Origin of the sequence: Peribacillus acanthi (genome assembly GCF_003073175.1) — a bacterium.
Lineage (GTDB): Bacteria > Bacillota > Bacilli > Bacillales > DSM-1321 > Bacillus_BN > Bacillus_BN acanthi.
The window spans coordinates 95116-120934 of the sequence record NZ_QBBX01000008.1 but is presented as its reverse complement, the minus strand read 5'-3'; the positions used below and the strand labels follow the sequence as shown (position 1 = coordinate 120934).

The 25819-nt window shown below is 37.8% G+C and carries 31 protein-coding genes; 13 read left to right on the top strand and 18 right to left on the bottom strand.

The annotated features are described in order from the left end of the window. Positions 1-34: 34 nt before the first annotated feature. Positions 35-292 carry a hypothetical protein gene (locus DBX25_RS10235; protein WP_108670694.1) on the bottom strand — a complete coding sequence of 86 codons (258 nt, stop codon included), beginning with the start codon at positions 290-292 and terminating at the stop codon, positions 35-37. 371 nt (positions 293-663) lie between these two features. Between DBX25_RS10235 and DBX25_RS10230 the strand changes: the two genes are divergently transcribed. The 7 genes from DBX25_RS10230 to mnhG are packed head-to-tail and all read left to right on the top strand — an operon-like array spanning position 664 to position 6412. Continuing rightward, positions 664-3066, top strand: coding sequence for a Na+/H+ antiporter subunit A (locus DBX25_RS10230; protein WP_108670693.1), 2403 nt, complete (start codon positions 664-666; stop codon positions 3064-3066). After that, the gene (locus DBX25_RS10225; RefSeq protein WP_108670692.1) at positions 3063-3488 is read left to right on the top strand and encodes a Na(+)/H(+) antiporter subunit B; all 426 of its coding nucleotides are present in this window, start codon (positions 3063-3065) and stop codon (positions 3486-3488) included. The genes DBX25_RS10230 and DBX25_RS10225 overlap by 4 nt, the downstream gene beginning before the upstream one ends. Continuing rightward, positions 3488-3829 carry a Na(+)/H(+) antiporter subunit C gene (locus DBX25_RS10220; protein WP_108670691.1) on the top strand — a complete coding sequence of 114 codons (342 nt, stop codon included), beginning with the start codon at positions 3488-3490 and terminating at the stop codon, positions 3827-3829. The genes DBX25_RS10225 and DBX25_RS10220 overlap by 1 nt, the downstream gene beginning before the upstream one ends. After that, positions 3822-5300: a Na+/H+ antiporter subunit D gene (locus DBX25_RS10215; protein WP_108670690.1), complete on the top strand. Its 1479-nt coding sequence runs from the start codon at positions 3822-3824 to the stop codon at positions 5298-5300. The genes DBX25_RS10220 and DBX25_RS10215 overlap by 8 nt, the downstream gene beginning before the upstream one ends. 5 nt (positions 5301-5305) lie before the next feature. Beyond that, positions 5306-5782 carry a Na+/H+ antiporter subunit E gene (locus DBX25_RS10210; RefSeq protein WP_108670689.1) on the top strand — a complete coding sequence of 159 codons (477 nt, stop codon included), beginning with the start codon at positions 5306-5308 and terminating at the stop codon, positions 5780-5782. Continuing rightward, positions 5782-6066: a Na(+)/H(+) antiporter subunit F1 gene (locus DBX25_RS10205; RefSeq protein WP_108670688.1), complete on the top strand. Its 285-nt coding sequence runs from the start codon at positions 5782-5784 to the stop codon at positions 6064-6066. The genes DBX25_RS10210 and DBX25_RS10205 overlap by 1 nt, the downstream gene beginning before the upstream one ends. Beyond that, positions 6050-6412, top strand: a complete 363-nt coding sequence (gene mnhG, locus DBX25_RS10200; RefSeq protein ID WP_108670687.1) for a monovalent cation/H(+) antiporter subunit G — start codon at positions 6050-6052, stop codon at positions 6410-6412. Before DBX25_RS10205 ends, mnhG begins: the two co-directional genes overlap by 17 nt. Before the next feature lie 76 nt (positions 6413-6488). On the opposite strand, the gene DBX25_RS10195 is transcribed toward mnhG, so the two are convergent. The 5 genes from DBX25_RS10195 to DBX25_RS10175 form a co-directional block, all read right to left on the bottom strand. Continuing rightward, positions 6489-6875 carry a hotdog fold thioesterase gene (locus tag DBX25_RS10195; protein WP_108670686.1) on the bottom strand — a complete coding sequence of 129 codons (387 nt, stop codon included), beginning with the start codon at positions 6873-6875 and terminating at the stop codon, positions 6489-6491. A 15-nt stretch (positions 6876-6890) separates the two neighbouring features. Then, positions 6891-7502: a DedA family protein gene (locus DBX25_RS10190; RefSeq protein ID WP_157950937.1), complete on the bottom strand. Its 612-nt coding sequence runs from the start codon at positions 7500-7502 to the stop codon at positions 6891-6893. Positions 7503-8002: 500 nt separating this feature from the next. Continuing rightward, on the bottom strand, positions 8003-8224 hold the full coding sequence (locus DBX25_RS10185) for a hypothetical protein (protein WP_240620240.1): 222 nt from the start codon (positions 8222-8224) through the stop codon (positions 8003-8005). A 165-nt stretch (positions 8225-8389) separates the two neighbouring features. After that, entirely contained in the window at positions 8390-9700 is a 1311-nt protein-coding gene (locus tag DBX25_RS10180) for a Na+/H+ antiporter family protein (protein WP_108670684.1), read from the bottom strand. Between the two features lie 340 nt (positions 9701-10040). Beyond that, on the bottom strand, positions 10041-11537 hold the full coding sequence (locus DBX25_RS10175; protein ID WP_108670683.1) for a leucyl aminopeptidase: 1497 nt from the start codon (positions 11535-11537) through the stop codon (positions 10041-10043). 534 nt (positions 11538-12071) lie between these two features. Between DBX25_RS10175 and DBX25_RS10170 the strand changes: the two genes are divergently transcribed. Continuing rightward, positions 12072-12554, top strand: a complete 483-nt coding sequence (locus DBX25_RS10170) for a divergent PAP2 family protein (RefSeq protein WP_108670682.1) — start codon at positions 12072-12074, stop codon at positions 12552-12554. Positions 12555-12566: 12 nt separating this feature from the next. Further along, a complete protein-coding gene (locus DBX25_RS10165; RefSeq protein WP_108670681.1) occupies positions 12567-13355 on the top strand; it encodes a cobalamin-binding protein in 789 nt (262 codons plus the stop codon). Positions 13356-13409: 54 nt separating this feature from the next. Here the strand turns inward: DBX25_RS10165 and DBX25_RS10160 are convergent, their stop codons facing one another. The 6 genes from DBX25_RS10160 to DBX25_RS10140 form a co-directional block, all read right to left on the bottom strand. Then, on the bottom strand, positions 13410-14105 hold the full coding sequence (locus DBX25_RS10160; protein WP_108670680.1) for a 3D domain-containing protein: 696 nt from the start codon (positions 14103-14105) through the stop codon (positions 13410-13412). A 107-nt stretch (positions 14106-14212) separates the two neighbouring features. Continuing rightward, a complete protein-coding gene (locus DBX25_RS20590; RefSeq protein WP_157950936.1) occupies positions 14213-14371 on the bottom strand; it encodes a hypothetical protein in 159 nt (52 codons plus the stop codon). 45 nt (positions 14372-14416) lie between these two features. After that, positions 14417-14740: a YuiB family protein gene (locus tag DBX25_RS10155; RefSeq protein ID WP_108670679.1), complete on the bottom strand. Its 324-nt coding sequence runs from the start codon at positions 14738-14740 to the stop codon at positions 14417-14419. A gap of 276 nt (positions 14741-15016) precedes the next feature. Next, on the bottom strand, positions 15017-15148 hold the full coding sequence (locus DBX25_RS20585) for a YuiA family protein (RefSeq protein ID WP_205685207.1): 132 nt from the start codon (positions 15146-15148) through the stop codon (positions 15017-15019). Between the two features lie 147 nt (positions 15149-15295). Then, positions 15296-15778 carry an NUDIX domain-containing protein gene (locus DBX25_RS10145; RefSeq protein ID WP_108670677.1) on the bottom strand — a complete coding sequence of 161 codons (483 nt, stop codon included), beginning with the start codon at positions 15776-15778 and terminating at the stop codon, positions 15296-15298. 401 nt (positions 15779-16179) lie between these two features. Further along, positions 16180-17406 (bottom strand): NAD(P)/FAD-dependent oxidoreductase, encoded by a 1227-nt coding sequence (locus DBX25_RS10140; RefSeq protein ID WP_205685204.1) that lies wholly within the window; start codon positions 17404-17406, stop codon positions 16180-16182. 452 nt (positions 17407-17858) lie between these two features. Between DBX25_RS10140 and DBX25_RS10135 the strand changes: the two genes are divergently transcribed. Further along, the gene (locus DBX25_RS10135; RefSeq protein ID WP_108670675.1) at positions 17859-18854 is read left to right on the top strand and encodes an NAD(P)/FAD-dependent oxidoreductase; all 996 of its coding nucleotides are present in this window, start codon (positions 17859-17861) and stop codon (positions 18852-18854) included. 60 nt (positions 18855-18914) lie between these two features. Here DBX25_RS10135 and DBX25_RS10130 read toward each other — a convergent pair whose 3' ends face one another. Further along, positions 18915-19277 carry a HesB/IscA family protein gene (locus tag DBX25_RS10130; protein ID WP_108670674.1) on the bottom strand — a complete coding sequence of 121 codons (363 nt, stop codon included), beginning with the start codon at positions 19275-19277 and terminating at the stop codon, positions 18915-18917. Positions 19278-19487: 210 nt separating this feature from the next. On the opposite strand from DBX25_RS10130, the gene DBX25_RS10125 reads away from it, so the two are divergent. Further along, positions 19488-20180, top strand: coding sequence for a DUF2225 domain-containing protein (locus DBX25_RS10125; RefSeq protein WP_108670673.1), 693 nt, complete (start codon positions 19488-19490; stop codon positions 20178-20180). A 128-nt stretch (positions 20181-20308) separates the two neighbouring features. Here the strand turns inward: DBX25_RS10125 and DBX25_RS10120 are convergent, their stop codons facing one another. Then, entirely contained in the window at positions 20309-20548 is a 240-nt protein-coding gene (locus tag DBX25_RS10120) for a YuzB family protein (RefSeq protein ID WP_108670672.1), read from the bottom strand. 323 nt (positions 20549-20871) lie between these two features. Here DBX25_RS10120 and DBX25_RS10115 point away from each other — a divergent pair, with 323 nt between their 5' ends. After that, complete coding sequence (locus DBX25_RS10115) at positions 20872-21939, top strand: NAD(P)/FAD-dependent oxidoreductase (RefSeq protein ID WP_108670671.1); 1068 nt, start codon at positions 20872-20874, stop codon at positions 21937-21939. 383 nt (positions 21940-22322) lie between these two features. On the opposite strand, the gene DBX25_RS10110 is transcribed toward DBX25_RS10115, so the two are convergent. Then, positions 22323-22646: a YuzD family protein gene (locus tag DBX25_RS10110; RefSeq protein WP_108670670.1), complete on the bottom strand. Its 324-nt coding sequence runs from the start codon at positions 22644-22646 to the stop codon at positions 22323-22325. Positions 22647-22782: 136 nt separating this feature from the next. Between DBX25_RS10110 and DBX25_RS10105 the strand changes: the two genes are divergently transcribed. Beyond that, positions 22783-23019, top strand: coding sequence for a NifU family protein (locus tag DBX25_RS10105; protein ID WP_108670669.1), 237 nt, complete (start codon positions 22783-22785; stop codon positions 23017-23019). A gap of 60 nt (positions 23020-23079) precedes the next feature. On the opposite strand, the gene thrB is transcribed toward DBX25_RS10105, so the two are convergent. From thrB to DBX25_RS21300, 3 genes are all read right to left on the bottom strand, one after another. Next, the gene (gene thrB / locus DBX25_RS10100) at positions 23080-23994 is read right to left on the bottom strand and encodes a homoserine kinase (protein ID WP_108670668.1); all 915 of its coding nucleotides are present in this window, start codon (positions 23992-23994) and stop codon (positions 23080-23082) included. Next, positions 23991-25052, bottom strand: coding sequence for a threonine synthase (gene thrC, locus DBX25_RS10095; protein WP_108670667.1), 1062 nt, complete (start codon positions 25050-25052; stop codon positions 23991-23993). The genes thrB and thrC overlap by 4 nt, the downstream gene beginning before the upstream one ends. Further along, a partial coding sequence (locus DBX25_RS21300) for a homoserine dehydrogenase (protein ID WP_240620239.1) occupies positions 25049-25819 on the bottom strand: 771 nt, incomplete at its 5' end. The genes DBX25_RS21300 and thrC, both read right to left, overlap by 4 nt.

Here is a 25819-nt window from a genome sequence, read left to right as displayed (position 1 = left end):
CATGCGGACCACCGTCAAAACTGACGGTGGTTTTTTAATTCCCGATTGTTTCTGGTTCGACTGACAATGATTGTTTAGGTGGAAAATGCATATAGTGTCTTGTTTTGACAATAATAATATTTTCATCAAATGCCCCTAAAACTCCATCCCCTTGCGGAAGGACAATTTGAGTAGTCAATGCTTTGGAACTCACTTTTACAATGTTTCGTTCCAAAGAATGATTCGCTACTAAGGCTGATAAAAATAATCCCCCAAAGATGCTCACCGAAATTATTGCCTGTTTTTTGTACATGCCTTTCGCCTCCTACTCATAGTGTGACAAAATTAGACAAGTACTATTCAAAATTGATGAATAAAAAAATTTTTTTAGGGGGAAATATACTTGTTTCTTCCTATTTATTAATTAGGGTAGAAAGCTTACAATATAAGGCTTTCCGAAATGCAAGCCCTATTGTTTTAGGTTATAATTTTTTTAAATAGGCTTTTTATCACTGAATGGCAGGTAATTTCATTTTCCATACTATAGCCATAACTAGCTATGTTCAAATGGTAGATCATTAATAAAATTAAACTCTATGGGTTTGTTTCCTAAGGTGGACAAATTGTAGAGATCCCAATTGCCATTATCTTTGTTGAAAGCGAATTTGCTAGAGGGGGGTACATATGTCTTGGATACACTTGGCCATCTTAGCACCATTTTTATTGGCCATTTTCATACCGATATTTTATAAACAATTTCGTTCTATACATACTGGATGGTTCGTTCTATTACTACCTGTGCTACTATTTGTGTTCTTTTTAAGATTCATTCCTATTACCAGAAATGGAAAACAAACGATTCAATCCTACGATTGGATTCCATCCTTAGGCATCAGGTTCGATGTCTATGTGGACGGACTTTCATTATTGTTTGCATTATTAATTACCGGTATAGGCGCACTTGTCGTTCTTTATTCGATTTATTACTTAGCGAAGGACAAAGAAAAACTAAATCATTTCTATGTATACTTACTTTTATTTATGGGAGCCATGTTAGGAGTCGTTTTATCCGATAACTTAATTGTCTTGTATACATTTTGGGAATTTACAAGCTTTTCTTCCTTCCTTTTGATTGGTTATTGGTCCCATCGAGAAAGATCTCGATATGGTGCCCAAAAATCGATGTTAATTACAGTATTTGGTGGATTAAGCATGTTAGGAGGTATCATCCTCCTTTACATCATGGGAAATACATTCAGCATTCGGGAATTAATCTCACAATCGCAAGAGCTATTTAACCACTCTTTATTCATCCCTGCATTATTGCTCATTTTACTTGGAGCCTTTACAAAATCGGCACAGTTTCCATTTCATATTTGGTTACCTGATGCTATGGAGGCACCAACACCGGTAAGTGCTTACTTACACTCTGCTACGATGGTCAAAGCAGGGATTTATTTAGTGGCAAGAATGAGTCCTGTTTTTGCAGATTCAGGTATTTGGTTATGGCTAGTCGCAGGCTTCGGAATTGTGACATTATTCTGGGGTTCATTCTCTGCAGTTAAGCAAACCGATCTTAAAGGAATCCTCGCCTATTCAACTATAAGCCAACTAGGATTAATAATGTCTCTGTTAGGAATCGGTGCAGCCGCATTGCACTATGATCATTTAGAAGAGAATTTGTACATGGCTGCCACAGTAGCTGCCATTTTCCATTTAATCAATCACGCAACATTCAAAGGAAGTCTTTTCATGGTTGTTGGTATTGTGGACCATGAGACGGGAACAAGAGACATTCGTAGATTAGGCGGGCTTATGCACTTCATGCCTATAACGTTCACTCTTGCTGTTATTGGGGCTTTATCTATGGCAGGTCTTCCACCATTCAACGGGTTTTTAAGTAAGGAAATGTTCTTTACTGGCATGGTAAGAGTATTGGAGCTTGATATTTTTAATCTCGATACATGGGGAATTCTTTTCCCAGTCATTGCATGGGTAGCATCCGTTTTCACCTTTGTATATAGTATGGTCATTATTTTTAAGACCTTCATGGGTAAACCACAACTAGAAAAATTAGAGAAGAAGCCACATGAAGCACCGATTGGAATGCTGATTTCACCAGTCATCCTTGCTTCCCTTGTCATCATTTTCGGGTTCTTCCCTAATTTGCTTGCCCCGACGATTATCGAGCCTGCCGTTACAGCTATTATCCCGAGTATTTTCGGCCCTGATAACCATGTCCATATTTCCTTCTGGCATGGTTGGTCACCAGAACTGCGAATGACATTAGGTGTCATTGTAGTGGGAGCCATTTTGTTCAAAACTCTTTCAAAATGGAATGCTATTTATAAAATTTTTCCAGAAAGACTGTCTCTAAACTTCTTATATGATTCCATGCTTGTAGGTTTGGAGAAATTTTCAATTAGAATGACTAAGATTTTTATGACAGGATTCATTAGAAACTATTTAGTGTACATCTTCCTGTTTTTCATTTTTTCATTAGGTGCAACTTTGTATACAAAAGATGGATTCAATTTCAGCCTAGATAATACGGCACCAATTGGAATCTATGAGGTTATATTAGCGATCGTGATTGCGGTTGCTTCCGTTTCAATCCTTTTCGTCAAATCACGATTGACCTCTATCATCCTACTAGGTTCGGTTGGTTATACCGTATCCCTATTTTTTGTATTATTTAGGGCACCTGATCTTGCTTTAACACAGCTGGTTGTTGAAACCGTCTCAGTAGCTTTGTTCCTACTATGCTTCTACCATCTACCAAAGAAGTTAAAGAAAGAAGAAAGACTTACATTTAGATTGAATAATGCAATAATTTCTATAGGGGTTGGGGCAATTGTTACTTTGATCGCCCTTTCTTCTCACAGTACTAAGTTGTTTGAAAGTATTTCTCAATACTATATAAAAGCAACATATAAAGAAGCTGGTGGGGAAAATATGGTCAACGTAATCCTTGTGGATTTTCGTGGCTTAGATACCCTGTTTGAAATTACTGTTTTAGCTATAGCTGCACTAGGAATTTATGCCATGATTAAACTACGTCTAACGAGGGGGAAGGAAAACGGATGAGAACTAACGACATTATTTTACAGACCGTAACGAAAATCACTTTTTTCGTCATTATCCTTTTCTCTGTTCAGATATTTTTTGCAGGACATTATTATCCTGGTGGAGGCTTTATCGGTGGACTTATGACATCCGCTGCTATCGTACTTTTATTGTTAGCCTATGATTTAAAAACGGTGGCACACATCCTGCCGATTAATTATCGGATTGTGGTAGCCATCGGATTACTAATCGCTGTACTGACGGGTACAGGGGGACTGTTCTTTGGTGCCCCTTTCCTTACCCATGCTTATAACTATTTCCACCTGCCACTTCTAGGGAAAACATCCCTTCACACAGCTGCATTATTTGATTTAGGTGTATACCTTGTGGTTATTGGCGTAACGATGACCATTATTCAAACGATTGGGGAGGACGATGAATAATGGAAATATTAATGGCTATTGTAGTTGGAATATTATTTACTTGTGCAACGTATCTCATGCTTTCAAAAAGTATACTCCGGATCATTATTGGAACAGGGCTATTAAGTCACGGTGCACATCTACTCATCTTAACAATGGGTGGTCTAAAACGTGGAGCTGTCCCACTTTTAGGGGAACATGCTAAAAACTATGTTGATCCGCTTCCACAAGCTCTAATCTTGACAGCGATTGTCATCAGCTTTGGGGTGACCTCCTTTTTCTTGGTATTGGCATACAGGGCCTATCAGGAGCTGGGGACGGATAATATGGATATGTTGAGAGGTACGGAAGCTAATGAATAATCTTGTGTTTTTGCCCGTTTTATTGCCCTTATTAACAGGAATCATCTTGATTTTCTTCTCAAAATCTATTCGTATACAAAGAACACTATCTGTCATTTCATTCGTAATCGGTGTGCTTCTTTCCACATATCTCGTTTCTCAAGTGTACACGAATGGTATTTTGACACTTGACGTCAGCAATTGGAAAGCTCCATTTGGAATTACTCTTGTAGCTGATATGCTTGCTGCGTTGCTTGTTTTAACGACAAATATTATTGCGCTCTGTGTACTTCTTTATTCATTTACTAGTATAGGGATCGAACGTGAGAAATTTTATTATTATTCCTTTTTCAATTTCTTGATAGTCGGAGTGAATGGAGCATTTCTTACAGGAGACGTTTTTAACCTTTTTGTATTTTTTGAAGTTATGCTTATGTCTTCCTACGTGTTATTAGTGTTAGGTGGAACAAAAATTCAGCTACGAGAGTCACTGAAGTACATTTTAGTTAATGTCATTTCCTCAGCCCTTTTTGTTATTGCCGTTGCTATGTTGTATTCCATTGTAGGAACTTTAAATATGGCGGACATTTCAAAAAGAGTGGCTGAAGTTGGACAACCCGGTCAGTTGACAGTGATTGCTATTCTTTTCTTAATAGTGTTTGGACTAAAAGGGGCTATTTTCCCTTTATTCTATTGGCTACCTGGATCTTATGCAGCTGCACCTACCCCAGTCTTAGCCCTTTTCGGTGCATTACTGACAAAAGTAGGTATCTATTCGATTTTCAGGACGTATACATTAATTTTTTATCATGATTCTGGTTTTACCCACCAATTCCTTGGAGTGTTATCCCTTGTCACCATCATCATTGGAGTGATTGGCGCTGTTGCATACTGGGATCTTAAAAAAATCGTGATTTACAACATTGTCATTGCTGTTGGCGTCATTGCATACGGAATTTCACTGTTGAATGAAGCTGCGGTTATGGGTTCCGTTTTTTATTTACTTCATGACATGATCATAAAAGCGGCTCTCTTCCTCTTGATTGGCATCATGGCAAAGATAGCTGGAACGTACAACTTAAGAGAATTTTCTGGTCTGATTCATAAGTACCCTTACGTAGGATGGGCATTTTTTATTGCGGCACTTAGCCTTGGGGGAATTCCTCCATTAAGTGGATTTATTGGCAAGCTATTAATTGTTCAAGGGGCTTTCCAAGCGAAGGATTATTGGGGAGCAGGCATTGTTTTAATGTCCAGTCTTCTTGTCCTATACTCCATTATGAAAATTTTCATCCATGGTGTTTGGGGTAAGCCACAAGAATATAAAGGCTCTCCTATCGGTATAAAAAGCATGCTTATCCCATCAGCTATCTTAGTCGCAATATCAGCGTTGTTTGGACTAGGTATTGAATTCCTATATCCTTATATTTCAACAGCAACTGATACATTGATGGATCCAACGATTTATATCGAAGCAGTTTTGAAGGAGTAGTGGGAATGGCATTTCAAATTTTGTTAAATTTCTTTCTGGCATTGGTATGGATGTTCTTAAAAACCACCTATGATACGAAGACTTTTCTAGTCGGCTATTTATTAGGACTAATCATTATATATGGGATGAGAAGATTTTTCGGATCTAGATTCTATCTATATCGAGTTTGGGCAGTCATTGTCCTTATCCTCATCTTCATAAAAGAATTACTCTTATCCAATTTATCCGTACTATCTGTAATATTAAAACCCAAGCTAGATATTAAACCAGGTATTTTCGCATTACCGACCGAACTAAAACAAGATTGGGAAATCACCATCCTTGCCAATCTAATTACGCTAACACCAGGGACGTTGGTAATTGATGTATCGTATGACAACAAAATCTTGTATATTCACGCAATGGATATTCAAGATGTAGAAGACTCCATACAATCCATTAAAAATACGTTTGAAAAAGCGATTATGGAGGTGAGCCGATAATGTTTGAGACCATATTGATGATTTCTCTATTATGCATCTCCATCTCGATGCTCGGCTTAATCTATCGAGTTATTAAAGGACCAACAATTCCTGATCGAGTAGTTGCTCTAGATGCGATAGGCATCAACCTTATCGGCATTATTGGTCTAGTATCAATTTTACTTAATACTAGCGCCTTTCTAGAGGTTATCCTATTATTAGGAATTCTTGCTTTTATAGGAACGGTCGCCTTCTCCAAATTCCTTGAGAAAGGAGAGATAATCGAATATGATCGAAATAGGTAAGCTAATTGCTGGTCTTCTAATATTGATAGGTGCCTTTTTGAGCCTTGTCACTGCTTTTGGACTTCTTAGATTGCCAGATGTGTATACGAGGAATCACGCTGCATCTAAGAGCGCTACGTTAGGAGTAATGTCTGTGTTATTAGGGACACTCATTTATTTTTATGTAGAACATGGACATTTCAATTCTCGAGTTCTCCTAGGAATTTTATTCATTTTTATCACTTCTCCTGTTGCTGGTCACTTGATTAGTCGTGCCGCTTATAATTCAGGAGTTCCTCTTTGGGAAAAATCCGTTCAAGACGACTTAAAAAATAGTGTAAGATACCCTGATAAGGATCAACTTTAAGTTGAAATTCAGACGTAATTAGAAAACATAAAACAGTGCCATTTTTTTATGGCACTGCTTTTTTATGTAGTCATTATTATTTCTTTAATTGAATCACTGCCATTGTACAACGAGAAATACAAATCAGCTGCTCTTGTTCGTCAACAATTCGAATATCCCAAACCATGGTTGACTTGCCTTTATGGGCAACTGTCCCTATTGCCGTTACGACTCCATCCCTTTTCCCTTTAATATGATTGGCATTAATCTCTAAACCTACAACTGCTTCAGTCTCTTGATTCACAAGATGATAGGCACCGATACTCGCCACCGTTTCTGCAAGCGCGACAGAAGCACCCCCATGTAATAGCCCAAATGGTTGCCTAGTTCTTTCATCTACCGGCATGGTAGCAATGACCTTTCCATCGGATAATTCTACAATCTCCATCCCTAATGCACTAATCATCGTATTACTAATATTCATATGTTTTCCCCCTTGTTATTTTTGCTTACCTAATTCGGTACGTGGAAGCCACTTATTCCTTACCAATTTTACCGCAATAAATAAAATAATTATCCCTACTAGGAATGCCATGGCTCCTTTCTCATATTTTAATAATCCTTCAAGTTCATCCCCTATGAAATAAGCAGAAATATAATATGTGCTTAACCATACCACGGCCCCACTATAAGAATATAATGCAAACTTCTTAAAGGGAAGTTTACTGAATCCAAAGATAAAAGGTAAAAGCAAACGAATCCCAGGAATAAAATAACTTATGGATAAGGAAAAAGCATGATATCGTTTTAATAGCCTATTAGATCGGTGATACATTCGTTTAAACTTAGTCTTTTTCATTAACACTTTAAGGATTTTCCGGCCAAATACTCTACCTAATATATAGGCAGTCGTCAATGCTCCCACAATACCGAGGTATGCAGTAATGAAAGTCCATATTGGATGCATCAATCCGTTCGAGGAAGCCACTGAGATGGAAATAATCATAATTTCATTCGGAATCGGAAAAGCGAATATACCTATCCAAAGATAGATAAATAATCCCATATAGCCAAAATCGGTTAACCATCGAATGAAGCTTTCTATTTCCATTCTCCGCACCTCTTTTCTATATTTCAATCTAAACTTACATTTATGAGATATACATTTGAACATGCATTTTCAACGATGAAATAATAAAATCATACGTAGGTAGAAGGCATGGTGTGATTAAATGTACAAAATCTTAAAATGAACAACCTTTGTAATTCTTACCCTAAATTGATACATTTGAAAACTTGATTGTTTTCTTGTTTGATTTATAGGTATTAGACATTTCAATTGAATATCCTTTTAACATTAGAAAGTAATTTTTTGTTAGATAAAGTGAGCATCCATCAGTCGGAGTTTTTTATCACCCACTGATGGATAGTCGAACGAATTGGGCATTTACAGACCGATGTCCCCCACTTGAATTTCTCGTTTTCTCAACTTCTAAACGGGGTCCGACTGTCCGTTAACGCGGAAAAATAATTTTTCTCCCAAATCAAAACATAAGGCTAACCTAATAAGCCTTTTCATAAGACTCTAGGTCAGCCTAGAAAATTTATTGATTAATAGTAATATCCTCCGTAATACGGTGGGTAATAAGGGTATGGAGCGTAAGGGTAATAATATGGAGGTCTAACTCCTCCAATAAGGGCTGATCCTAACAAACCACCCAGTACACCTCCAACAAATGGTCCACCAAAGAAGAACGGACGTCTTCCAAATCCACCATATCCTCCAAACCCTCCAAAACCACCAATCGGTCTTGGCCTACTATAATTATTCATCTAGAACCCTCCTATTTTCTATATTCATTTACATTATTTACATATGCAAAAACCTATTAATATGCGTGGGCACTGCCGTGGTCCTTTAGTCCTCAAAATATAAAAGCACTCATACAAAAACACCTCATGCCTGAGGCATGAGGTGCACATCTTGATGAAACTTTTTTATAAAACTAGTGCTGCAATCCATCCGAAAATAATGAGTGGAATGTTATAAAAAATGAAGGTTGGTACACAAGTATCCCAAATGTGATTATGTTGCCCGTCTGCATTTAATCCTGAAGTCGGTCCGAGAGTACTATCAGACGCTGGTGATCCTGCATCTCCTAAAGCAGCTGCCGTTCCTATGATGGCAATAGTAGCCATTGGTGAAAAACCGAGTTGCAAACAGAGAGGAACAAAAATGGTAGTGATAATTGGAATAGTCGAGAATGAGGATCCAATCCCCATTGTCACTAATAATCCAACAATTAACATTAAAAATGCGCCAAGTGATTGATTGTTCCCAATCATGTCAGTAGCCTGCTTAACCAAACCATCTACATCTCCAGTAGCTTTCATAACTTCAGCGAAACCGAAAGCCGTCAACATTACGAACCCGATAAATGCCATCATCTTCATACCATCAGTTAATAGCTCGTCTGCTTCCTTCCATTTGACCGCTCTAGTTATATAGAGAACAGCTAAACCAGCCAATGCTCCCATAATCATAGAATCCAATTTAATTTGTACGATTAGTGCACTAACTACAGCAATCAAGGAAAATACAATAGCCCCTTTGGAATAGTTACCTTTCTTGAATTCCTCAATCTCACTATTAGCGTAAGTTCGTGGTTTACGATATACAAAAATGGCCAAGATAAGTCCGGCAACCATACCTAGTGTAGGAATAATCATAGCTGTTGGAATATCTGCTTGATTTATGGTTAACCCAGCTGATTTCATGTTATCTGCCAAAATACCGTGGAAAATCTTTCCGAATCCAGCAGGTAAAAGAATATATGGTGCTGTCAAACCAAAAGTCAGAACTGATGCAATCAATCTTCTATCAATTTTTAATTCATTCATCACGATTAGCATGGGAGGAATTAATATAGGAATGAATGCGATATGAATAGGAATTAAATTTTGCGAAAAGCATGCCATTAACAAAACAAAAAATACAATAAGTGCTTTTGAAAGTTTTTTATTAGAAGCTTCCCCTTCTTTTCCTACTTTAGAAATGACCCATTCGACCAATAAATTAGGTAACCCCGTCCTAGATATCGCAACAGCGAACCCCCCCAATAAGGCATAGCTTAATGCAACATCTGCACTACCTCCAAGCCCTCCAGTAAATACCTCGATGGTTTTGCTCATACCTAGGCCACCGGTCAGGCCTCCTACTATTGCTCCTATAATGAGCGAGAAAACGACGTTGACGCGTAATAAACTTAAAATCAACATTGTCATTACCGCAATAACTACTGCGTTCATAAGTGTGACTCCCTTCTATGTTGAAAACTTTCGCTTTAGTTTGGTAAATTGGTAGAGAATTAAAATACTTTATTAAACTACCATACTAAAATATTTGTGTCAACATGTTCTTAACCTACCCAATGTCGTTGTTGAATAGCTTCTCATTAGAAAACTAGGCTAACGCCACACCTTAGCTGACGAAACCATAATTGCACTTTAACATTATTCCTAAAATTGGCTACTACGTCATAAAAGTCTTTGCTTCTCACTTAAACTATCTTAAAGTATAAAAAATAGCCAAACCTTAATAGTCCATATAGACTTTAAGGTTTGGCTCTCATTAGTAAATCATATATTATTAGACTTCGAAACGTTCCACGAACAATGCCAATGTACGAGTCATGACTCCTGTTGCTCCAGATGGTCCTAAATCACTTGTTTTATTTGTTGTTGCAGTTCCTGCAATATCCAAGTGAACCCAAGGAGTACCTTCAGCAAATTCACCAATAAATGCGCCACCCATGATTGCATGACCCTCTCTACCTGGTGAATTGTTAAGATCTGCTATTTTACTATTACGTACACGTTGTTTATCCTTTTCTGTAAGAGGTAGTCTCCACATCGGCTCCCCTGCTTCTACAGATGCTTCTAATACTTGTTCAAACAAGCTCTCATTATTCGTCAATGCCCCAGTCATTTCTGTTCCTAAGGCAATAATCACTCCTCCAGTAAGAGTAGCAACATCGACTAAATAATCTGCTCCATGTTGTTTTGCATACGTCATTGCATCCGCCAATACTAGTCTGCCTTCAGCATCCGTATTTAAAACTTCTATAGTTTTTCCATTCATCGCCGTAATCACATCATCCGGCTTAAATGCTGCACCACTTACCATATTATCTGTAGAAGGAATAACAGCTACCACGTTTTGCTCTGGCTTTAATTCACCGATGATTTCCATTGCACCTAGTACTGCAGCTGCACCGCCCATATCAGTTTTCATGCCCACAATTCCATCTTTAGGTTTGATGGAATAACCGCCTGTATCAAAAGTAATACCTTTACCAACTAAACCAATGACATCTTTCCATTCGTCTTTTCCTTGGTATTTCAACACAATCATCTTAGGAGGTTCAACAGATCCTTGGTTGACCGCAAGGAATGCACCCATGCCTAACTTCTCCATATCTTCCTTTTCAAGAATTTCTACTTCAAAGTCATATTTTTCAGCAAGTTCAACTGCATATTTAGCCATTTCCGTTGCAGTAAGCATATTGCCTGGAATATTTACTAATGAACGCGCGGAATTTGTTCCTTTACCGTAAACATAACCAACAGTTAATGAAGCAGAAACTTCATCAGTATCATTTGCTGTAATAACCGTTACGTCTTCTATTTTCTTTTCTGGTTCATTCGATTTTTGCTTGTAGCCATCAAACTTATAAGTAGCTAAAGCAAATGCTTCACTAAGTGCATAGGCTGCGTCAGCTACTTCTACTTGTTCACTAGAAAAAGAGTCTAAATCCACTGTAACAGTTTGATATTTAGCCTTATTCACATAAGAAAAAGCCTTTCCATAAGCTTCCTTCAATTCTTCAAAGGTCAATTCTTTAGCTTTACCCAATCCAACGAAAATAACTCGTTTTGTGCCAGATTGACCTAGTGTATGTATACTTGAAATCGCTTTTTTCTTTGTGGAGATATCTCCATCTTTTAATAATTCACTTACTTGTCCATTTAAGGCTAAGTTGACTTCTTTAATTATTCCATTTTCAAGAGAAGTATGTTGCGTTACCCCAATTAATAAACATTCATGCTGCTCTTTTGCTGACCAATGATTTTTCACTGTAAACATAGTAGCACCTCCAAATAGTTTCTATCCCTATTATAACTGACTACAGGGTCGGTGACGATGGATAAATTTCGACTGTCTAAAGAAACGTTTAGATTAGCATCAAAATGTATAAACATATGTTAAGTTGAAAATTGGCTTTTTTCGCATAGGTTGTTGTAGTTTGTTACATTTAAAATGTAATTTAACTTTAACTCTCTGAGTTGATTGTAGTGGAGTGCACTCTCCTCCTCGAAAATGCATACGCATTTCCTTCATGCGATGTTAATTCGAGGAAGATTATTCAATGTCCTGCGGGAAATAGAGGGAAGTGGGAGACCCCACAGGCGGTTACACGAAAGGAGGCTCCCACCCTCCCCACGGAAAGCAAGTGCCTGGAACGGAAATCAACGGACAAACTTTACAGTGTAAAATAGAACAGCCTAAAAAGATTTTGAATCATTTTATACCTGAAAATTTACATTAATAAGAGATTTTTATAACACAGTTTATGACATAATGGTTATAGACTACTATTCTAATGAAGCAGGTGATTAGATGGATTTATTGACAAATTTTCCTTTTATCGCTTCTCTGATCGCAATTTTTTTCGCGCAATTTGTTAAAGTCCCTATCCAATACATAGCCCTGAAAAGATTAGACTGGACTTTACTGACGAGCACTGGAGGTATGCCAAGCTCCCATTCTGCAGCCGTTACTGCACTTGCAACGGGGGTAGCGCTTGAAACAGGAGCAGATTCTGCTGTATTTGCGGTTTCTGCAATTTTTGCCATCATTACTATGTTTGATGCGACTGGGGTAAGAAGGCAGGCTGGTGAGCAAGCAGCGGTTTTAAACAGATTGGTGAGCGATTTCAACACTTTTCTAAAAGAAGCTAAAAAGTGGGAAGAAAACGGTGAGAGACAAAAACAAATCAAACTAAAAGAATTACTCGGTCATAAACCGATTGAAGTGTTCTTCGGTGGTTTAACAGGAATCTTTATTGCCTTACTTTTACATGTGTTTATCTATGGGGTATAGGAGGTTGCTATTATGAAAATCATTTCATTATGTCCGAGCAATACAGAAATATGTACCTATCTAGGGATTGAAGATAAACTGATTGCAATTGATGATTACTCTGATTATCCGCTTCATATTCAACATTTGCCTAAAGTTGGACCAGACCTTTCCATTAGGATGGATGAGGTGGAAGCTTTGGAGCCAGATCTTGTGCTTGCTTCCCTTAGTGTACCCGGCATGGAGAAAAATGTGGAAGAATTAGTGGCTCGAGGAATTCCTCACCTTGTACTAAATCCTCAAAGCCTTCATGATATTGGTGAAGATTTACTCAAGGTGGGAAAAGCAACAGGAAACGAGGATTTAGCAACAGCAAGGGTTAGGGAGTACCAGCAGACGATTGAAGCGTTTCAAAACATCTCAAATCAGATTGATAACAAACCCACCCTTTATTGGGAATGGTGGCCGAATCCAATCTTTACTCCTGGAAAGATTAACTGGCTTACTGAAATTAGTGCATTTTCAGGAGGAAAAAATGTCTTCGAGGACGTTGAATTAGCAAGTGTCCAGACTACACCAGATGACGTCCTTAGTCGCAATCCTGATTATATATGTATGGCTTGGGTAGGGGTTCCTATAAAAAGGATTCAACCAAAGAAGGTGAAGGAGCGTCAAGGCTGGAGTGAAATGAAAGCCATCCAAGAAAACAAGATTTTTGTAATGGAAGAGCCTTTATTTTGCAGACCGTCCCCAAGACTTCTAGAAGGACTAAAGAAATTAGCTGGCCTTCTTCATCCTGAAGAATACAAAAAAATTTTATAAGTACTATAAAAAGGATGACTCGAAACATCAAAACGAGTCATCCTTTTTTATGAGTTATTCTTTTGATTTATCCAAATATTGTTGTCTAAACACTTGTAGTTCTTCGTTTTCATTAAGTGCTGATAATTCTTGTTCAGAAAGGCTACCACTGCCCATTTGTACAATGTATACATCTAAATGTTTCTTTCCCCATTCAGCGTATACATCTTGGACTGTTTCAAAATACAAATCAAGCTTGTTGCCTTTAATTGCTCCACCTTTATCGGCCACTACACCATATCCGTATCCAGGGATAAATAGAATGGTGCCAATCGGATACACCCTTAAATCTGCTGCGATTGTAGAATACAAATCCCTTTTTACTTTCACTCCAGAGTATGTAATTCCATAGGATGGATGGTTTGGACTTTTACCTGTAGATTCAATTCCCGCCGTGTACCCTGTCGCGGTAACTTTCGCTGTTGGGTATTGGCTGAAATCAATCGTATCTTCCAAAGTCTTTGGTCTTGTTAATACTTCTTGTGAGGAAATCTCCGTTTTCATTGCGGAAATATGTTTTACATATTTATAGCCTAATGCTACTTGTCTGCCACTATGAGATTGGACTGCTTCATCACTAAACCTTAAATAGGAATCAAAGGGAATCACCCTTGCTTCCACACCAGTGATTTGTAAATACGTGGACTGAATCGCTAACACAAACAAAATAGAAAACACGAGCTTTTTAATACCTATCTTTATTTTTTTCATATAGGTTGTTTCTTCACTCCTCTCACAAGAATATTTCTTTCCCAAAAAATAAGAAAATATTCATTTTCCATAAAAAAAGAGAGATTGTAAGAAATTCCCTAATAGAATCATTGGATAAATAAACCAATTTTGATTGAGGTAATTACTGCTGTTTCATTAAACAGAAAAAGGCTTAAAATCTGCATGATTAGATGAGATTCGAAGTAGCATAATCCTATTCTAAGCTTATGATTTAACGTAATCTCTTGGTTTAGCTCTGACAACAAAAAAAGCCTCCAACATTGTTGAAGACTTTTTTTATAATTATCGAATTAGAACATTCTATAGCCCATTTTTCGTAGCAAGCGAATCGTAACGCCGGAAAGGATGGCCCCAACTAAGCCACTTAACAGAATAATAATATCAGCTAATGCTAATGAAGCGACTTTCCCTGGAATACCGGTAAAGGCTTCTGTTGGAGTATTGAAGTAGTTAATAAGTTTCATGTCATTAACAATATAGATGGCAATTAACGGATAAATGATAACCATGATCCATGATTGACGAAACAGCATGTTCAAAAGGAAACCAATCCCGAAAAATAAAATCAAGAATAGTACGACAGATATAATAAGTATAGGTATCGACATTTGCATTGTTTAGGCCCCTCCCTAGAAGCATCAATACTAGTTTACTTATTGAAACATATCTCGTCAATAACATGGCAATATTGTCACAGAAACGACTAGAAATCTTCTCTGACAAACAAGTGATGTAACAATTTAGTGTACATTAGAAACTAGACATTTTCCAAGCCTTAGTGCTATAGAATGCCTAGTTACACAATACTCCTAAAATCGGAAACTTTGCATCATATATTTATTCTGTAACAAAAAAATAAACTCCTAAATAGGAGTTTCGAAAATATATCTCTATTTTTCTACTTTTTTCCCACTTCCTCCACAGCAAGTGCATGTTTCAGAACCGCCTAATAATAATTGGAAATATCCTTTCCCTGAACAATAATTACATGTAGATGGTTTTGTTGTCGTCATTGTCGTCACCCTCCGAAAATTTAATTGAATTTTCTGATAATATAACAAATATTTAATTTCTTGAAAACATCCATTTTCGGTTGAAAACCACTCATGTAAACGCATACAACTTGTTTTCTCTTCTTTTTTCTTTTATTATCTTAAATTTACAGAAAATTATAAAAATAATTTATATGAAGTATATCCAAATTGGTTTCCAGGGTTAATTCCATCTAAAATCTCCATTGCTTTTTCTGATTTAAAGTTAATTAAATGATCGAGCATGATGGAATGGTTTTCACTGTTTAACAATTCTTCTGGAGTCATAAATGCTACATCATAAAGTTCACTCTCTTGTACAATTATGTTTTTATGTAGTGGTTTCATAAGAAAAATGAGCATATTATCACTGATTTCATCTTTGATTACACCGCTTCTCATACCTACTAGTCCAATATTTTCTGCATCTATTCCTGTTTCTTCATAAACCTCTCGCTTTACTGCTTCATCGACCGTTTCATTTGCATGGACGAAGCCTGCCGGTAAGGACCACATTCCTTTTAAACCACTGTATTTCTTCTTCACTACCAACCACTTGCCATCATCTGAAATGACAAGTCCAGCCACAGCAAGCCAAACGTTTTTACATTTTTCTTTCATAACTTAGAGCTCCCTTAAATGGTTTTTTCTTTATTGTATAATATGATTTATTAAATAAAAAACCCTGTCTCAAACTAGACAGGGTCTAACTGTAGATAATCTTTAAGAATTCAGCGCATTTCTTTTAGAGTGAAAATAGAACTAGAGAAGTTGATTTCCGCTCCGGGCGAACGCTTTCCGCGGGCGTGGCTTGAGCCTCCTCCTTCGCTTCGCTTCGTGCGGGGTCTCAAGTATCACCCTTTTCCCGCAGGAGTCGTCGCCCTCCACTCCAATCAACGATTTGTATAAATAATTTTGAGGTGATAAAAGATGATGTCAAAAATGACAAAAGGTATCGAGAGAGCGTATTCTCGATACCTTTTGTCGACAATCTGACCCTGTCTAAAACAGGTTTTTGTATATTAGATAAATTTAAATTTACCTTTTTTCACAACAAGAGATGGACCGCCAATCATGTAAAGTGCACGGTTATCAATCATTTTCTTCATGAATGAAGCTTTCGTACCAAATAGCTTTTTGCCAAATACCATACCAATCGCATCATCTTCACCTAGAGAACATACCGTACCTTTAATGTCAGGTGTGAATGTGCCTAGCTCTTCAGAATTACGAACAAGTGCAGTTAGGTTTTTAGCTGTTAATTCTGCTTGTTGCATTGCGATTTGAGCCGTTGGTGGATATGGACGGTTAATCTCTTCATTGATAATTAGAGAGCAATCACCAATAATGAACATTTCGTCATGCCCTGGTACTCGTAAATCTGGGTTAACTTTAACGCGTCCACGCATAGCTTCAATACCAGATTTTTCAATTACAGAATTACCTCTAACACCAGCTGCCCAAACGACTGTTCCAGCTTTAATTTCTTCTACTTCGTCCTCACCTTTAGCCACGATAATTCCATTAGGAGTACATTCTTTAATGGCTGTTCCGATGCGGAATTCAACACCTTTTTTCTCTAGGTGGGAAACTGCATATTTTACTAATTCTGGATCAAAACCTGGTAAAACCATTGGTGCCGCTTCTACACAGATAATTTTCACTTTATGGAAATCAATATCATAATCCTTGCATAGTTCCGGCATACGGTTACCTAGCTCACCAAGGAACTCGATACCTGTGAAGCCAGCTCCACCTACAACGATTGTTAAACGTTCTTCTTTTTTCTCTACATCTGTTCCGTATTGGGCAAATTGATATTCGATATGCTCACGGATTTGGCGTGCTGAGTTTATGTTTGTAATAGAAAATGCATATTCCTTTAATCCTTGAATTCCGAAAGTCTCAGGTTCTCCTCCAAGAGCAATGACTAAGTAATCATAAGATACTTCGCCATTTTCTAAAACGACAACTTTCTCTTCAGTTTTCACTTCAACAACGGAATCTTGGATAAAATCAACCTTGTGACGATCGACAACGTCTTTGATATCGTATCGTACACGGTCATGGTGCATCGTTCCTGCTGATGCTTCATGTAACCAAGTTGTTTCGTAGTGGTAAGGGTTTTTGTTAACAAGAACAATATCCGCTTCATTCACACCTAAAGATTTTTGCAAACGTACAGTAGTCAATAAGCCGCCATAACCAGCGCCAAGAATTACAATTTTCGGCTTTCTCAAGTGTATCACTTCCACCTTTTAAGTAATTTTCTAGCGATGCTGTTCAATCCAAATCTCACCGCATATAACCTTATGCCAAAACGGAACATAATAGTTTGTGATATTATTCACTAAACAATTCAAAAAAATGTTCGAAAATTGTCATAAAATCTTTATCCTATATAAATATTATATGCTTTTTTACTGATTTTCAAGTAAGAAAAGCAGGTTTTACTATTGTGAATATTTTAAAAATAATCCTATTTGACTATAAAAATGGATAAATATGTTATGAATTTATCTATTTCAAAAGTTTCCTTCCTTATTCTATATGAGTTGAGAAAATAAATCGGTTATATTATTTGTCTATTTCAGTAATTTTTTTCAGTTACAGTTATTTTTTGTTTCGTTTTCGAATAATTCACACTTCTTTTATGATAGTATTGAAAAGAGTGTCCATTTATTTATTGGGGGGATATGGCGTGAAAGAAGATCAAAAAGTTTATGACATTACAATAATTGGTGGGGGGCCAACTGGGTTATTTACCGCTTTTTATGGAGGAATGAGACAGGCTTCTGTAAAAATTATAGAAAGCTTACCTCAACTGGGTGGACAGCTTTCTGCCCTATATCCAGAGAAATATATTTATGATGTCGCAGGATTCCCAAAAGTGCGTGCACAAGAACTTGTAAATAACTTAAAAGAGCAAATGGCAAAATTCAGTCCAACAGTAGCGTTAGAAGAAGCTGTAGAAAAACTGGAAAAACAGGATGATGGAGTATTCAAACTAACGACCAATAAAGCAACTCACTATTCCCGTACTGTCATCATCACTGCTGGAAATGGGGCATTCCAACCACGCCGAATTGAACTGGAATCTGCTGCTCAATATGAAGGGAAAAATCTTCACTATTTTATCGATGATTTGAATCAATTTGCAGGGCAAAAGGTAATCGTATGTGGTGGCGGAGATTCTGCTGTCGACTGGGCATTAATGCTTGAACCAATTGCAAAGGAAGTAACAATCGTTCACCGTCGTGACAAATTTAGAGCACATGAACACAGTGTAGAGAACCTGAAAAATTCTAAAGTTGTCATCAAAACTCCTTATGTCCCAACTGAAATAATCGGAGATGGAGAAAGAATTTCCCATGTTGTCCTCGAGGATGTTAATGGAGAAAACAAAGAAACTATCGATGTGGATGCAGTCATCGTCAATTTTGGATTCGTTTCCTCTCTAGGTCCAATTAAAGAATGGGGCTTTGAAATTGAAAAGAATTCTATTGTCGTGAACTCCAAAATGGAAACGAATGTTCCTGGAATTTATGCAGCTGGTGACATTTGTACATATGAAGGAAAAGTAAAATTGATTGCTTGTGGCTTCGGTGAAGCTCCTACAGCGGTAAATAATGCAAAATCATACATCGATCCAAAAGCTAAAGTACAGCCTTTACATAGTACATCTATGTTCTCATAATTAAAGAAAGAGCCATTCGGAAGGTGAAGTGATTCTCCCTTTGAATGGCTCTTTCTTTAATTAGCACTCTTCTGGCTTCCCTGCATTTGTTGCAGTACGGAATGAAGACCCGCATCCACATGTCGCAATGGCATTGGGATTTTCAATCGTAAATCCTCCACCTAACATGGATTGCTTATAATCGATAACGGTCCCTCTTAATATCCCCACGTTTTCTTTTTCAACAAGAATTTTTACACCATGTACTTCAAATACAAGATCATCTTCCCCTTGTTCCTGGTCAAACCCCATCCCATAGGAAAGACCGCTACAACCTCCACCCTTAATGGCGACGCGAATATATGACCCTTCTTCACCGTTAGCTACCATCATTTCTTTAATTTGCAAAGCAGCTGCTTCTTTTAAGATTATGACTTCATTCATTGTAATACCCCCCTCCTCACCAAATAACATCCTTTTCATATTAGTATATACCATTGTTTTTCCCTTGCTCAAATTAACTGCATCTTTGTGTTGTTAACCTAATATAAATTAGTAGTACTTTAGTTTTAGAAAATAAGCTATAATATACTCATAGGTACTTTATACCATGAACACATTAGTAATTTAGTCACATCAAAAGGGTGATGCTAAATGGATGCACTTGAACCGTTATTTGATCGAAACCTTGATTGTCATATGTGCCGACATAAATTCACTTCCAAAAAGCTTAGGTCTAAGTTTGTAAAAGTAGATTCCTATGACACTGATTTTTGCCCGAGCTATAAAGAAGAAGAAATAAATGGCCTATTATATAATATTTACGTTTGCCCTAAATGTGGATTCTCTTTTTCAGATGACTTTTCTAAATACTTTCCGCCTGGAACAAAAGAAGAAATTCAAGCAAAGATTTGCAATCAATGGTCTCCTCAAGACTTCGGCGGGATAAGAACCATTGAAGACAGTATAAAAACATATAAACTCGCTGCCTATTGTGCTGGACTGAAAAAGGAAAAGTACATTGTGACCGCAGGGCTATATTTAAGAATCGCTTGGTTATATCGCTTACTTAAAAATAAAGACCAAGAATGCAGATTTTTAAAAATCGCGATTGCTAACTATAACGAATCTTATTCAAGAGATGATTTTAAAGGCACTCAAGTTTCTGAAGTCCGAATTTTATATCTGTTAGGTGAATTGTCCAGAAGAGTTGAGGATATTGAAAAAGCAGTAAAATTCTTCTCCATGGTAATTGAGAGACAGAACCGTTCTGTCGAGACCACATTAGTAGAAATGGCACGAGATAGATGGCACGATATTAGAGAACAACAAAAGAAGGCTAATTAAATTTGAAAACTAAGCTTTATTTCTAAAATTGTAACTAACCCCACTTACCTCTTTTCAGTCAATTTTTGTTTTCATACGGTCATAACAAAGGGTGCCCCTTTTCATTGGGACACCCTTTACTTTCTTTATTAAAACATTGGATTTTCATCCAAGTACACATAAATGTTATCCACTAACTCCTCGGGTGTGCTACCAGTAACAATTTCCCCGTTCACCATTGCGAACAAACCACTCGCACATTTCCCACAATAGCCTAAACAGCCGTATTCTAAAACATCTAAATCTAGATCTCTTTCTAGTATTTCAAACGCCCGCTGCGCTCCACTAGCCAAATTACTGACGCAAAATTCAATGATAGGTTTTATCACGATTGTTCACCTCTCTGGTCTACCTTTCCCTCTTTATCATGCTATCTTTTTTCCCTTTTTTCGTCAAATATGTATTCATTTTGTTACAGGGCGGGAATAGTAGCAAAAAAGGGTAAATTTTACGATGAATTCTGAAATATCCATATCTTAAGGTGTTGTGATTTTAGTACAAGTTCGTTATACTTTTTAAGGGAATTTGTAAAGTAACTTGTCTTATTTTAATACTAGTTACGAATGTATCGGTTTCAATTATCCATTTATTTATTTCGAATTTATTTTTTATATGCGAGCAGCTTGATATTTTTCACAAAGGGGACCTTCACATGAAAAACTTAGTGCTTTTAGGCGGTGGCTATGGTGGCATGAGAATTCTTCATCGCCTACTACCAAATCAGTTACCTGAAGATGTAACTATTACATTAATTGATCGAAATCCGTATCACAGTTTAAAAACGGAATATTATGCATTAGCTGCTGGAACAATCCCTGATAACCACATCCGTGTATCTTTCCCTGAACATCCTAGATTAAAGTACGTTTCAGGTGAAGTAGAGTCTATTGGGATGAATGAAAATAAAGTTTATTTGAAAGACAAAGAAGCTGTCCAATATGATGACTTAGTAATCGGTCTTGGATGTGAAGATAAGTATCACAACGTACCTGGAGCTGATGTATATACATACAGTATCCAGACAATCGATAAATCTCGTAGGACTTACCAAGCATTAAACAATTTAAGCCAGGGTGCAAACGTTGCCATAGTAGGGGCAGGGCTGAGTGGAGTCGAACTGGCAAGTGAACTTTGTGAAAGCAGACCTGACTTAAAGATTAAAATCTTTGACAGAGGAGAGCATATTCTTTCGTCCTTCTCTCCAAAGTTAAGTTCTTATATTGAAGAATGGTTCCATAAAAATGGTGTAGAAGTAATTAATCACTCGAACATCACCGCAGTTGAAGAAAATCTTCTATTTAATCATGGTGAACCGGTATCCTGCGATGCAATAGTATGGACAGCAGGAATTCAACCATCAAAAATCGTCCGCGATATGGATGTAGAAAAAGATTCGCAAGGACGCGTAGTTCTAACTCCGCAGCACTTCATCCCTAATAGGGAAAACGTATTCGTAGTAGGAGATTGCGCAAGCCTCCCTCACGCTCCAAGTGCTCAATTAGCAGAAGGACAAGCTGAACAAATCGTAACGGTCTTGTTAAAGAAATGGGCTGGAGAACCGCTTCCAGAGAGCTTCCCTGCCATTAAACTTAAAGGTGTACTAGGTTCACTAGGAAAAAAACAAGGATTCGGATTAGTTGCTGATCGTGCCATTACTGGACGTGTAGCCCGCTTACTAAAATCCGGTATTCTATGGATGTACAAGTATCATAATGGTTGATCTGATAAGCGGGGGAGAAATCTCTCGCTTTTTCTTTTACATATAGCTCGCTATTCAAATAAAAAGCTTTCTAACATATTTCCAAGGGGGGCTACCAGAAGCTATTTTAAGTTATCCACTTTTTATCCACCAATTATCCATCACTCCCCTTTGGTATCCTGCACTTTCGCTCTCCAATTCCTTCACTTTTCAAAATTCATCCTGCACTTTTTTGGAGAATTCGATTATTATCCACGGGAAAATTCTTTTATTCACTTTTCAAGAAACTTATCCACTGCAATCCCTTTGTTATCATACAGCCCACTAATCTTTATCTTGTTAATCTCATTTATCCACAATAAAAAAGGGATGACCAAATCTAATAGGTTCATCCCTCTTAATAATTAAGCTTTATATCCGTACTTTTCCATCTCAGCTGCGACGGTCTTTAGTTTCGGATTGCCTTCCCCGACAATTTTACCATTAATGACTACTACAGGATAAAACAAATCTTCTACAATGACCCGCTTCGCGAATTCTGCTTTTGCTGGATGAGGCTGTTCTTTATGTATATCGATATAACTAATTTGAAAAGGCTGCTCTGGAAACTTTCTAGCTAATGCAGCTTGGAGCCATTCATAAGTCTCGATGGAAGAAGGCAAGTTTACACAGCTTGGGCAAACTACTTCTGCACCATATACTTCAATTTCTATTTGTTCATTTCCCATTTTGCTTCGCTCCCCTTTGTTTAAAGTTTCTCCTCTCCATATATTGTACTGAAGTCTATGCTGTTTCACAATTTTGTTTGTGGATTTTTCAGATTGGAATGATTATAATAATAATAATAGGAAAGGAGCGATTTAAATGGCTGAACAAACAATGGTAGAACAAGTACAAGAAGTACTTGATAAGCTTCGTCCGTTCTTACTTCGTGACGGAGGAGATTGTGAATTAGTAGACGTGGAAGATGGTATCGTTAAGCTTCGCCTTCTAGGTGCATGCGGTAGCTGCCCAAGCTCTACAATCACTTTAAAAGCTGGTATTGAGCGCGCTCTTCTTGAAGAAGTACCTGGCGTTGTAGAAGTTGAACAAGTATTCTAATTGAAAAATAACGATATAATAAAAAGGCTAAAGCCGTTCCATTACGGTTTTAGCCTTTTATTAATTTTTCCGAAGGTGATGAGCGACGACACTTCCAACGTGATCAACTTGAAGCTTTAATACCGTATCCTTAGTAAACTGGCTTCTCAAAGCTCTCAGCACCTCTTCTGAATAGCTTTTTTCACATAATGCCACTATAGTAGGTCCAGCCCCACTAAGTGCGACTCCAAAGGCACCAGCTTCAATAGCCACTGTTTCTGCGTTTTGCATATGGGGTACCAACTTTTTTCGATAAGGTTGGTGAAAACGATCTTCACTCATCATTTTTCCTGCCAACATGTAATTTTTGGTTAATAATGCGGCCAAAAATGTATTGGCTATTGCACTTGCCTTTACTCCTTCTTGATATGAAAAAGCGGAGGGGAGCACTTCTCTAGAATGAGAAGTTGAAAGCTCGTACATTGGAATAAGGGCGATAATGTCTAATCCGTTCAACGGTATTGACATTAGATGGGTTTCGTTGTTCATTTGAACACCCACTACTAATCCTCCAAGTACAGAGGCGCCTGCGTTGTCTGGATGACCTTCTATACACGAAGCTAAATGAGCTTTGTCCTCCTTGGTCAATTCCAAGCCACACAATACATCTGCGAGTTCCACTCCAGCAACTATGGCTGAAGCACTGCTTCCAAGTCCACGTGTTAGTGGAATATCGCTTGTGACTCGTAATGTACAGGTAGGTAGTGCCTTGCCAAATTTACGTGCGATTTTTTTTGCGATTATAAAGATATAGTTTTGATCGTCTTTAGGAAAACCCTCCAGCTCTTTGGAGAGAGGAACTACCTTCCAATCAGTACTCTCATAAACATCGACCGTTAAGTACAAATTCAATGCTAGACCTATGGAATCGAATCCGGGTCCAAGATTGGCAGTGCTTGCTGGTACACGGATACTAAACATTTTGCCTTCGTTCATCGCAATGCAACGCCTTGCAAATGACTAAAAATCACTGTTTCATCCATCGGAAGAAGTGTCGGTTTAATATGACTATATTCAACCGCGACATTTGGGTCTTTCAAACCATTCCCAGTCAAGACTGCTACAATCCGGCTTCCTTTAGAGATTTCTCCAGTCTGTATTTGTTTCCAAATCCCTGCGATAGAAGCACACGAAGCAGGTTCTGCAAAAACCCCTTCCTTACGCGCCAACAGTTGATACGCCTGTAAAATTTCTTCATCGGATACCTCATCCATTTTCCCATTGGATTGGTTCACAGCATTTACTGCATAGCTCCAACTCGCAGGATTTCCAATCCGAATGGCCGTTGCAATTGTTTCAGGATTTTCAAAAACTTTGTTATGAACAATTGCCGCTGAACCTGCAGCTTCAAATCCCCTCATTTCAGGAAGACCAGTGCTTTTTACTTCATTGTATTCTTTGAAGCCCTTCCAATAGGCTGTAATGTTGCCTGCATTTCCGACTGGTATAGCCAAAACATCAGGAGCACTTCCTAATGCATCACAAATTTCGAATGCGGCTGTTTTTTGACCTTCTATACGATAAGGATTTACAGAGTTCACTAAGGAAATCTGTGATTTTTCACTGATTCCTCTGACCAGTTCTAGTGCTTGATCAAAATTCCCATCAATCGATACAATGTCTGCACCATACATGACAGCTTGAGCAAGTTTTCCCATAGCTACCTTTCCATTAGGAATTACGATTATACAACGTAACCCAGCTCTTGCAGCATAAGCAGCAGCGGCGGCGGATGTATTGCCCGTAGAGGCACAAATGATAGAGTCACTACCACCCTCAATTGCTTTCGCAACAGCCATGACCATGCCTCGGTCTTTGAAGGATCCTGTAGGATTCGCACCTTCATATTTCACATACAACTCTACTTCCCATTCCTTTGACAGATTCTCGCACTTTACTAGCGGTGTATTGCCCTCCAGCAAAGAGAGGGAAGGTGTCTTTTTTGTGACAGGTAAAAATTCTTGATACTCACGGATTAATCCTTTCCAACTCATAGTACTCCCTCTCCTTCCACACGGTATGTGCTTTTAATGACCTGTACTTTGTTGTAGTCTTGAAGCTGTTGTAGGATTTGTTCAAAATTTTGTTGGGAAGCAAGGTGAGTAACAAGTACAATTTCTGCCATTTCTTGATCCTTTAATGGAAGTTGCAAAATTTTCTCGAAACTTACTCCATATTCTGAAAAGATAGCAGTAATGTTTGCAAACACCCCTACTTCATCTTTAACATGCAATCTGACAAAATACTTGGAATAGATTTCAGATGAATTTTTTAAATTCTTTTTATATTGAGGGGCAACCGCACTTCTTCCATTGACCCCGAGTCTCATATTCTTCATTACCCCAACTAAGTCTGAAACGACCGCTGTAGCTGTCGGAAGGCTTCCCGCACCGGGACCATAAAACATCGTTTCCCCTACCGCTTCTCCATAAACATAAACGGCATTGTATTCATCGTTCACCGATGCTAGTGGGTGAGATTCTGCTAACAATGTAGGCTGTACACTAACCTCCACCTTTTCACCTGTACGAGATGCAATGCCAATTAACTTCATCGTATAGCCTAACTTTTTGCTAAAATCAAGGTCCTCTTTAGAGATTTCAGTAATCCCTGTAGCTCTTACATCATCCAAATCAATATTCATGGAAAAGCCTAATGTAGCCAATATCGCCATTTTCCTTGCGGCGTCAAGGCCATCCACATCAGCGGAAGGATCGCTCTCTGCATACCCTAACTCTTGTGCCTCTTTTAATACTTCTTC

Excerpts from the sequence above, each read along its gene's own strand:
- DBX25_RS10235 (WP_108670694.1), bottom strand. The coding sequence starts at position 292 with ATGTACAAAAAACAGGCAATAATTTCGGTGAGCATCTTTGGGGGATTA.
- DBX25_RS10230 (WP_108670693.1), top strand. The coding sequence starts at position 664 with ATGTCTTGGATACACTTGGCCATCTTAGCACCATTTTTATTGGCCATT.
- DBX25_RS10225 (WP_108670692.1), top strand. The coding sequence starts at position 3,063 with ATGAGAACTAACGACATTATTTTACAGACCGTAACGAAAATCACTTTT.
- DBX25_RS10220 (WP_108670691.1), top strand. The coding sequence starts at position 3,488 with ATGGAAATATTAATGGCTATTGTAGTTGGAATATTATTTACTTGTGCA.
- DBX25_RS10215 (WP_108670690.1), top strand. The coding sequence starts at position 3,822 with ATGAATAATCTTGTGTTTTTGCCCGTTTTATTGCCCTTATTAACAGGA.
- DBX25_RS10210 (WP_108670689.1), top strand. The coding sequence starts at position 5,306 with ATGGCATTTCAAATTTTGTTAAATTTCTTTCTGGCATTGGTATGGATG.
- DBX25_RS10205 (WP_108670688.1), top strand. The coding sequence starts at position 5,782 with ATGTTTGAGACCATATTGATGATTTCTCTATTATGCATCTCCATCTCG.
- mnhG (WP_108670687.1), top strand. The coding sequence starts at position 6,050 with ATGATCGAAATAGGTAAGCTAATTGCTGGTCTTCTAATATTGATAGGT.
- DBX25_RS10195 (WP_108670686.1), bottom strand. The coding sequence starts at position 6,875 with ATGAATATTAGTAATACGATGATTAGTGCATTAGGGATGGAGATTGTA.
- DBX25_RS10190 (WP_157950937.1), bottom strand. The coding sequence starts at position 7,502 with ATGGAAATAGAAAGCTTCATTCGATGGTTAACCGATTTTGGCTATATG.
- DBX25_RS10185 (WP_240620240.1), bottom strand. The coding sequence starts at position 8,224 with ATGAATAATTATAGTAGGCCAAGACCGATTGGTGGTTTTGGAGGGTTT.
- DBX25_RS10180 (WP_108670684.1), bottom strand. The coding sequence starts at position 9,700 with ATGAACGCAGTAGTTATTGCGGTAATGACAATGTTGATTTTAAGTTTA.
- DBX25_RS10175 (WP_108670683.1), bottom strand. The coding sequence starts at position 11,537 with ATGTTTACAGTGAAAAATCATTGGTCAGCAAAAGAGCAGCATGAATGT.
- DBX25_RS10170 (WP_108670682.1), top strand. The coding sequence starts at position 12,072 with ATGGATTTATTGACAAATTTTCCTTTTATCGCTTCTCTGATCGCAATT.
- DBX25_RS10165 (WP_108670681.1), top strand. The coding sequence starts at position 12,567 with ATGAAAATCATTTCATTATGTCCGAGCAATACAGAAATATGTACCTAT.
- DBX25_RS10160 (WP_108670680.1), bottom strand. The coding sequence starts at position 14,105 with ATGAAAAAAATAAAGATAGGTATTAAAAAGCTCGTGTTTTCTATTTTG.
- DBX25_RS10155 (WP_108670679.1), bottom strand. The coding sequence starts at position 14,740 with ATGCAAATGTCGATACCTATACTTATTATATCTGTCGTACTATTCTTG.
- DBX25_RS10145 (WP_108670677.1), bottom strand. The coding sequence starts at position 15,778 with ATGAAAGAAAAATGTAAAAACGTTTGGCTTGCTGTGGCTGGACTTGTC.
- DBX25_RS10130 (WP_108670674.1), bottom strand. The coding sequence starts at position 19,277 with ATGAATGAAGTCATAATCTTAAAAGAAGCAGCTGCTTTGCAAATTAAA.
- DBX25_RS10125 (WP_108670673.1), top strand. The coding sequence starts at position 19,488 with ATGGATGCACTTGAACCGTTATTTGATCGAAACCTTGATTGTCATATG.
- DBX25_RS10115 (WP_108670671.1), top strand. The coding sequence starts at position 20,872 with ATGAAAAACTTAGTGCTTTTAGGCGGTGGCTATGGTGGCATGAGAATT.
- DBX25_RS10110 (WP_108670670.1), bottom strand. The coding sequence starts at position 22,646 with ATGGGAAATGAACAAATAGAAATTGAAGTATATGGTGCAGAAGTAGTT.
- DBX25_RS10105 (WP_108670669.1), top strand. The coding sequence starts at position 22,783 with ATGGCTGAACAAACAATGGTAGAACAAGTACAAGAAGTACTTGATAAG.
- thrB (WP_108670668.1), bottom strand. The coding sequence starts at position 23,994 with ATGAACGAAGGCAAAATGTTTAGTATCCGTGTACCAGCAAGCACTGCC.
- thrC (WP_108670667.1), bottom strand. The coding sequence starts at position 25,052 with ATGAGTTGGAAAGGATTAATCCGTGAGTATCAAGAATTTTTACCTGTC.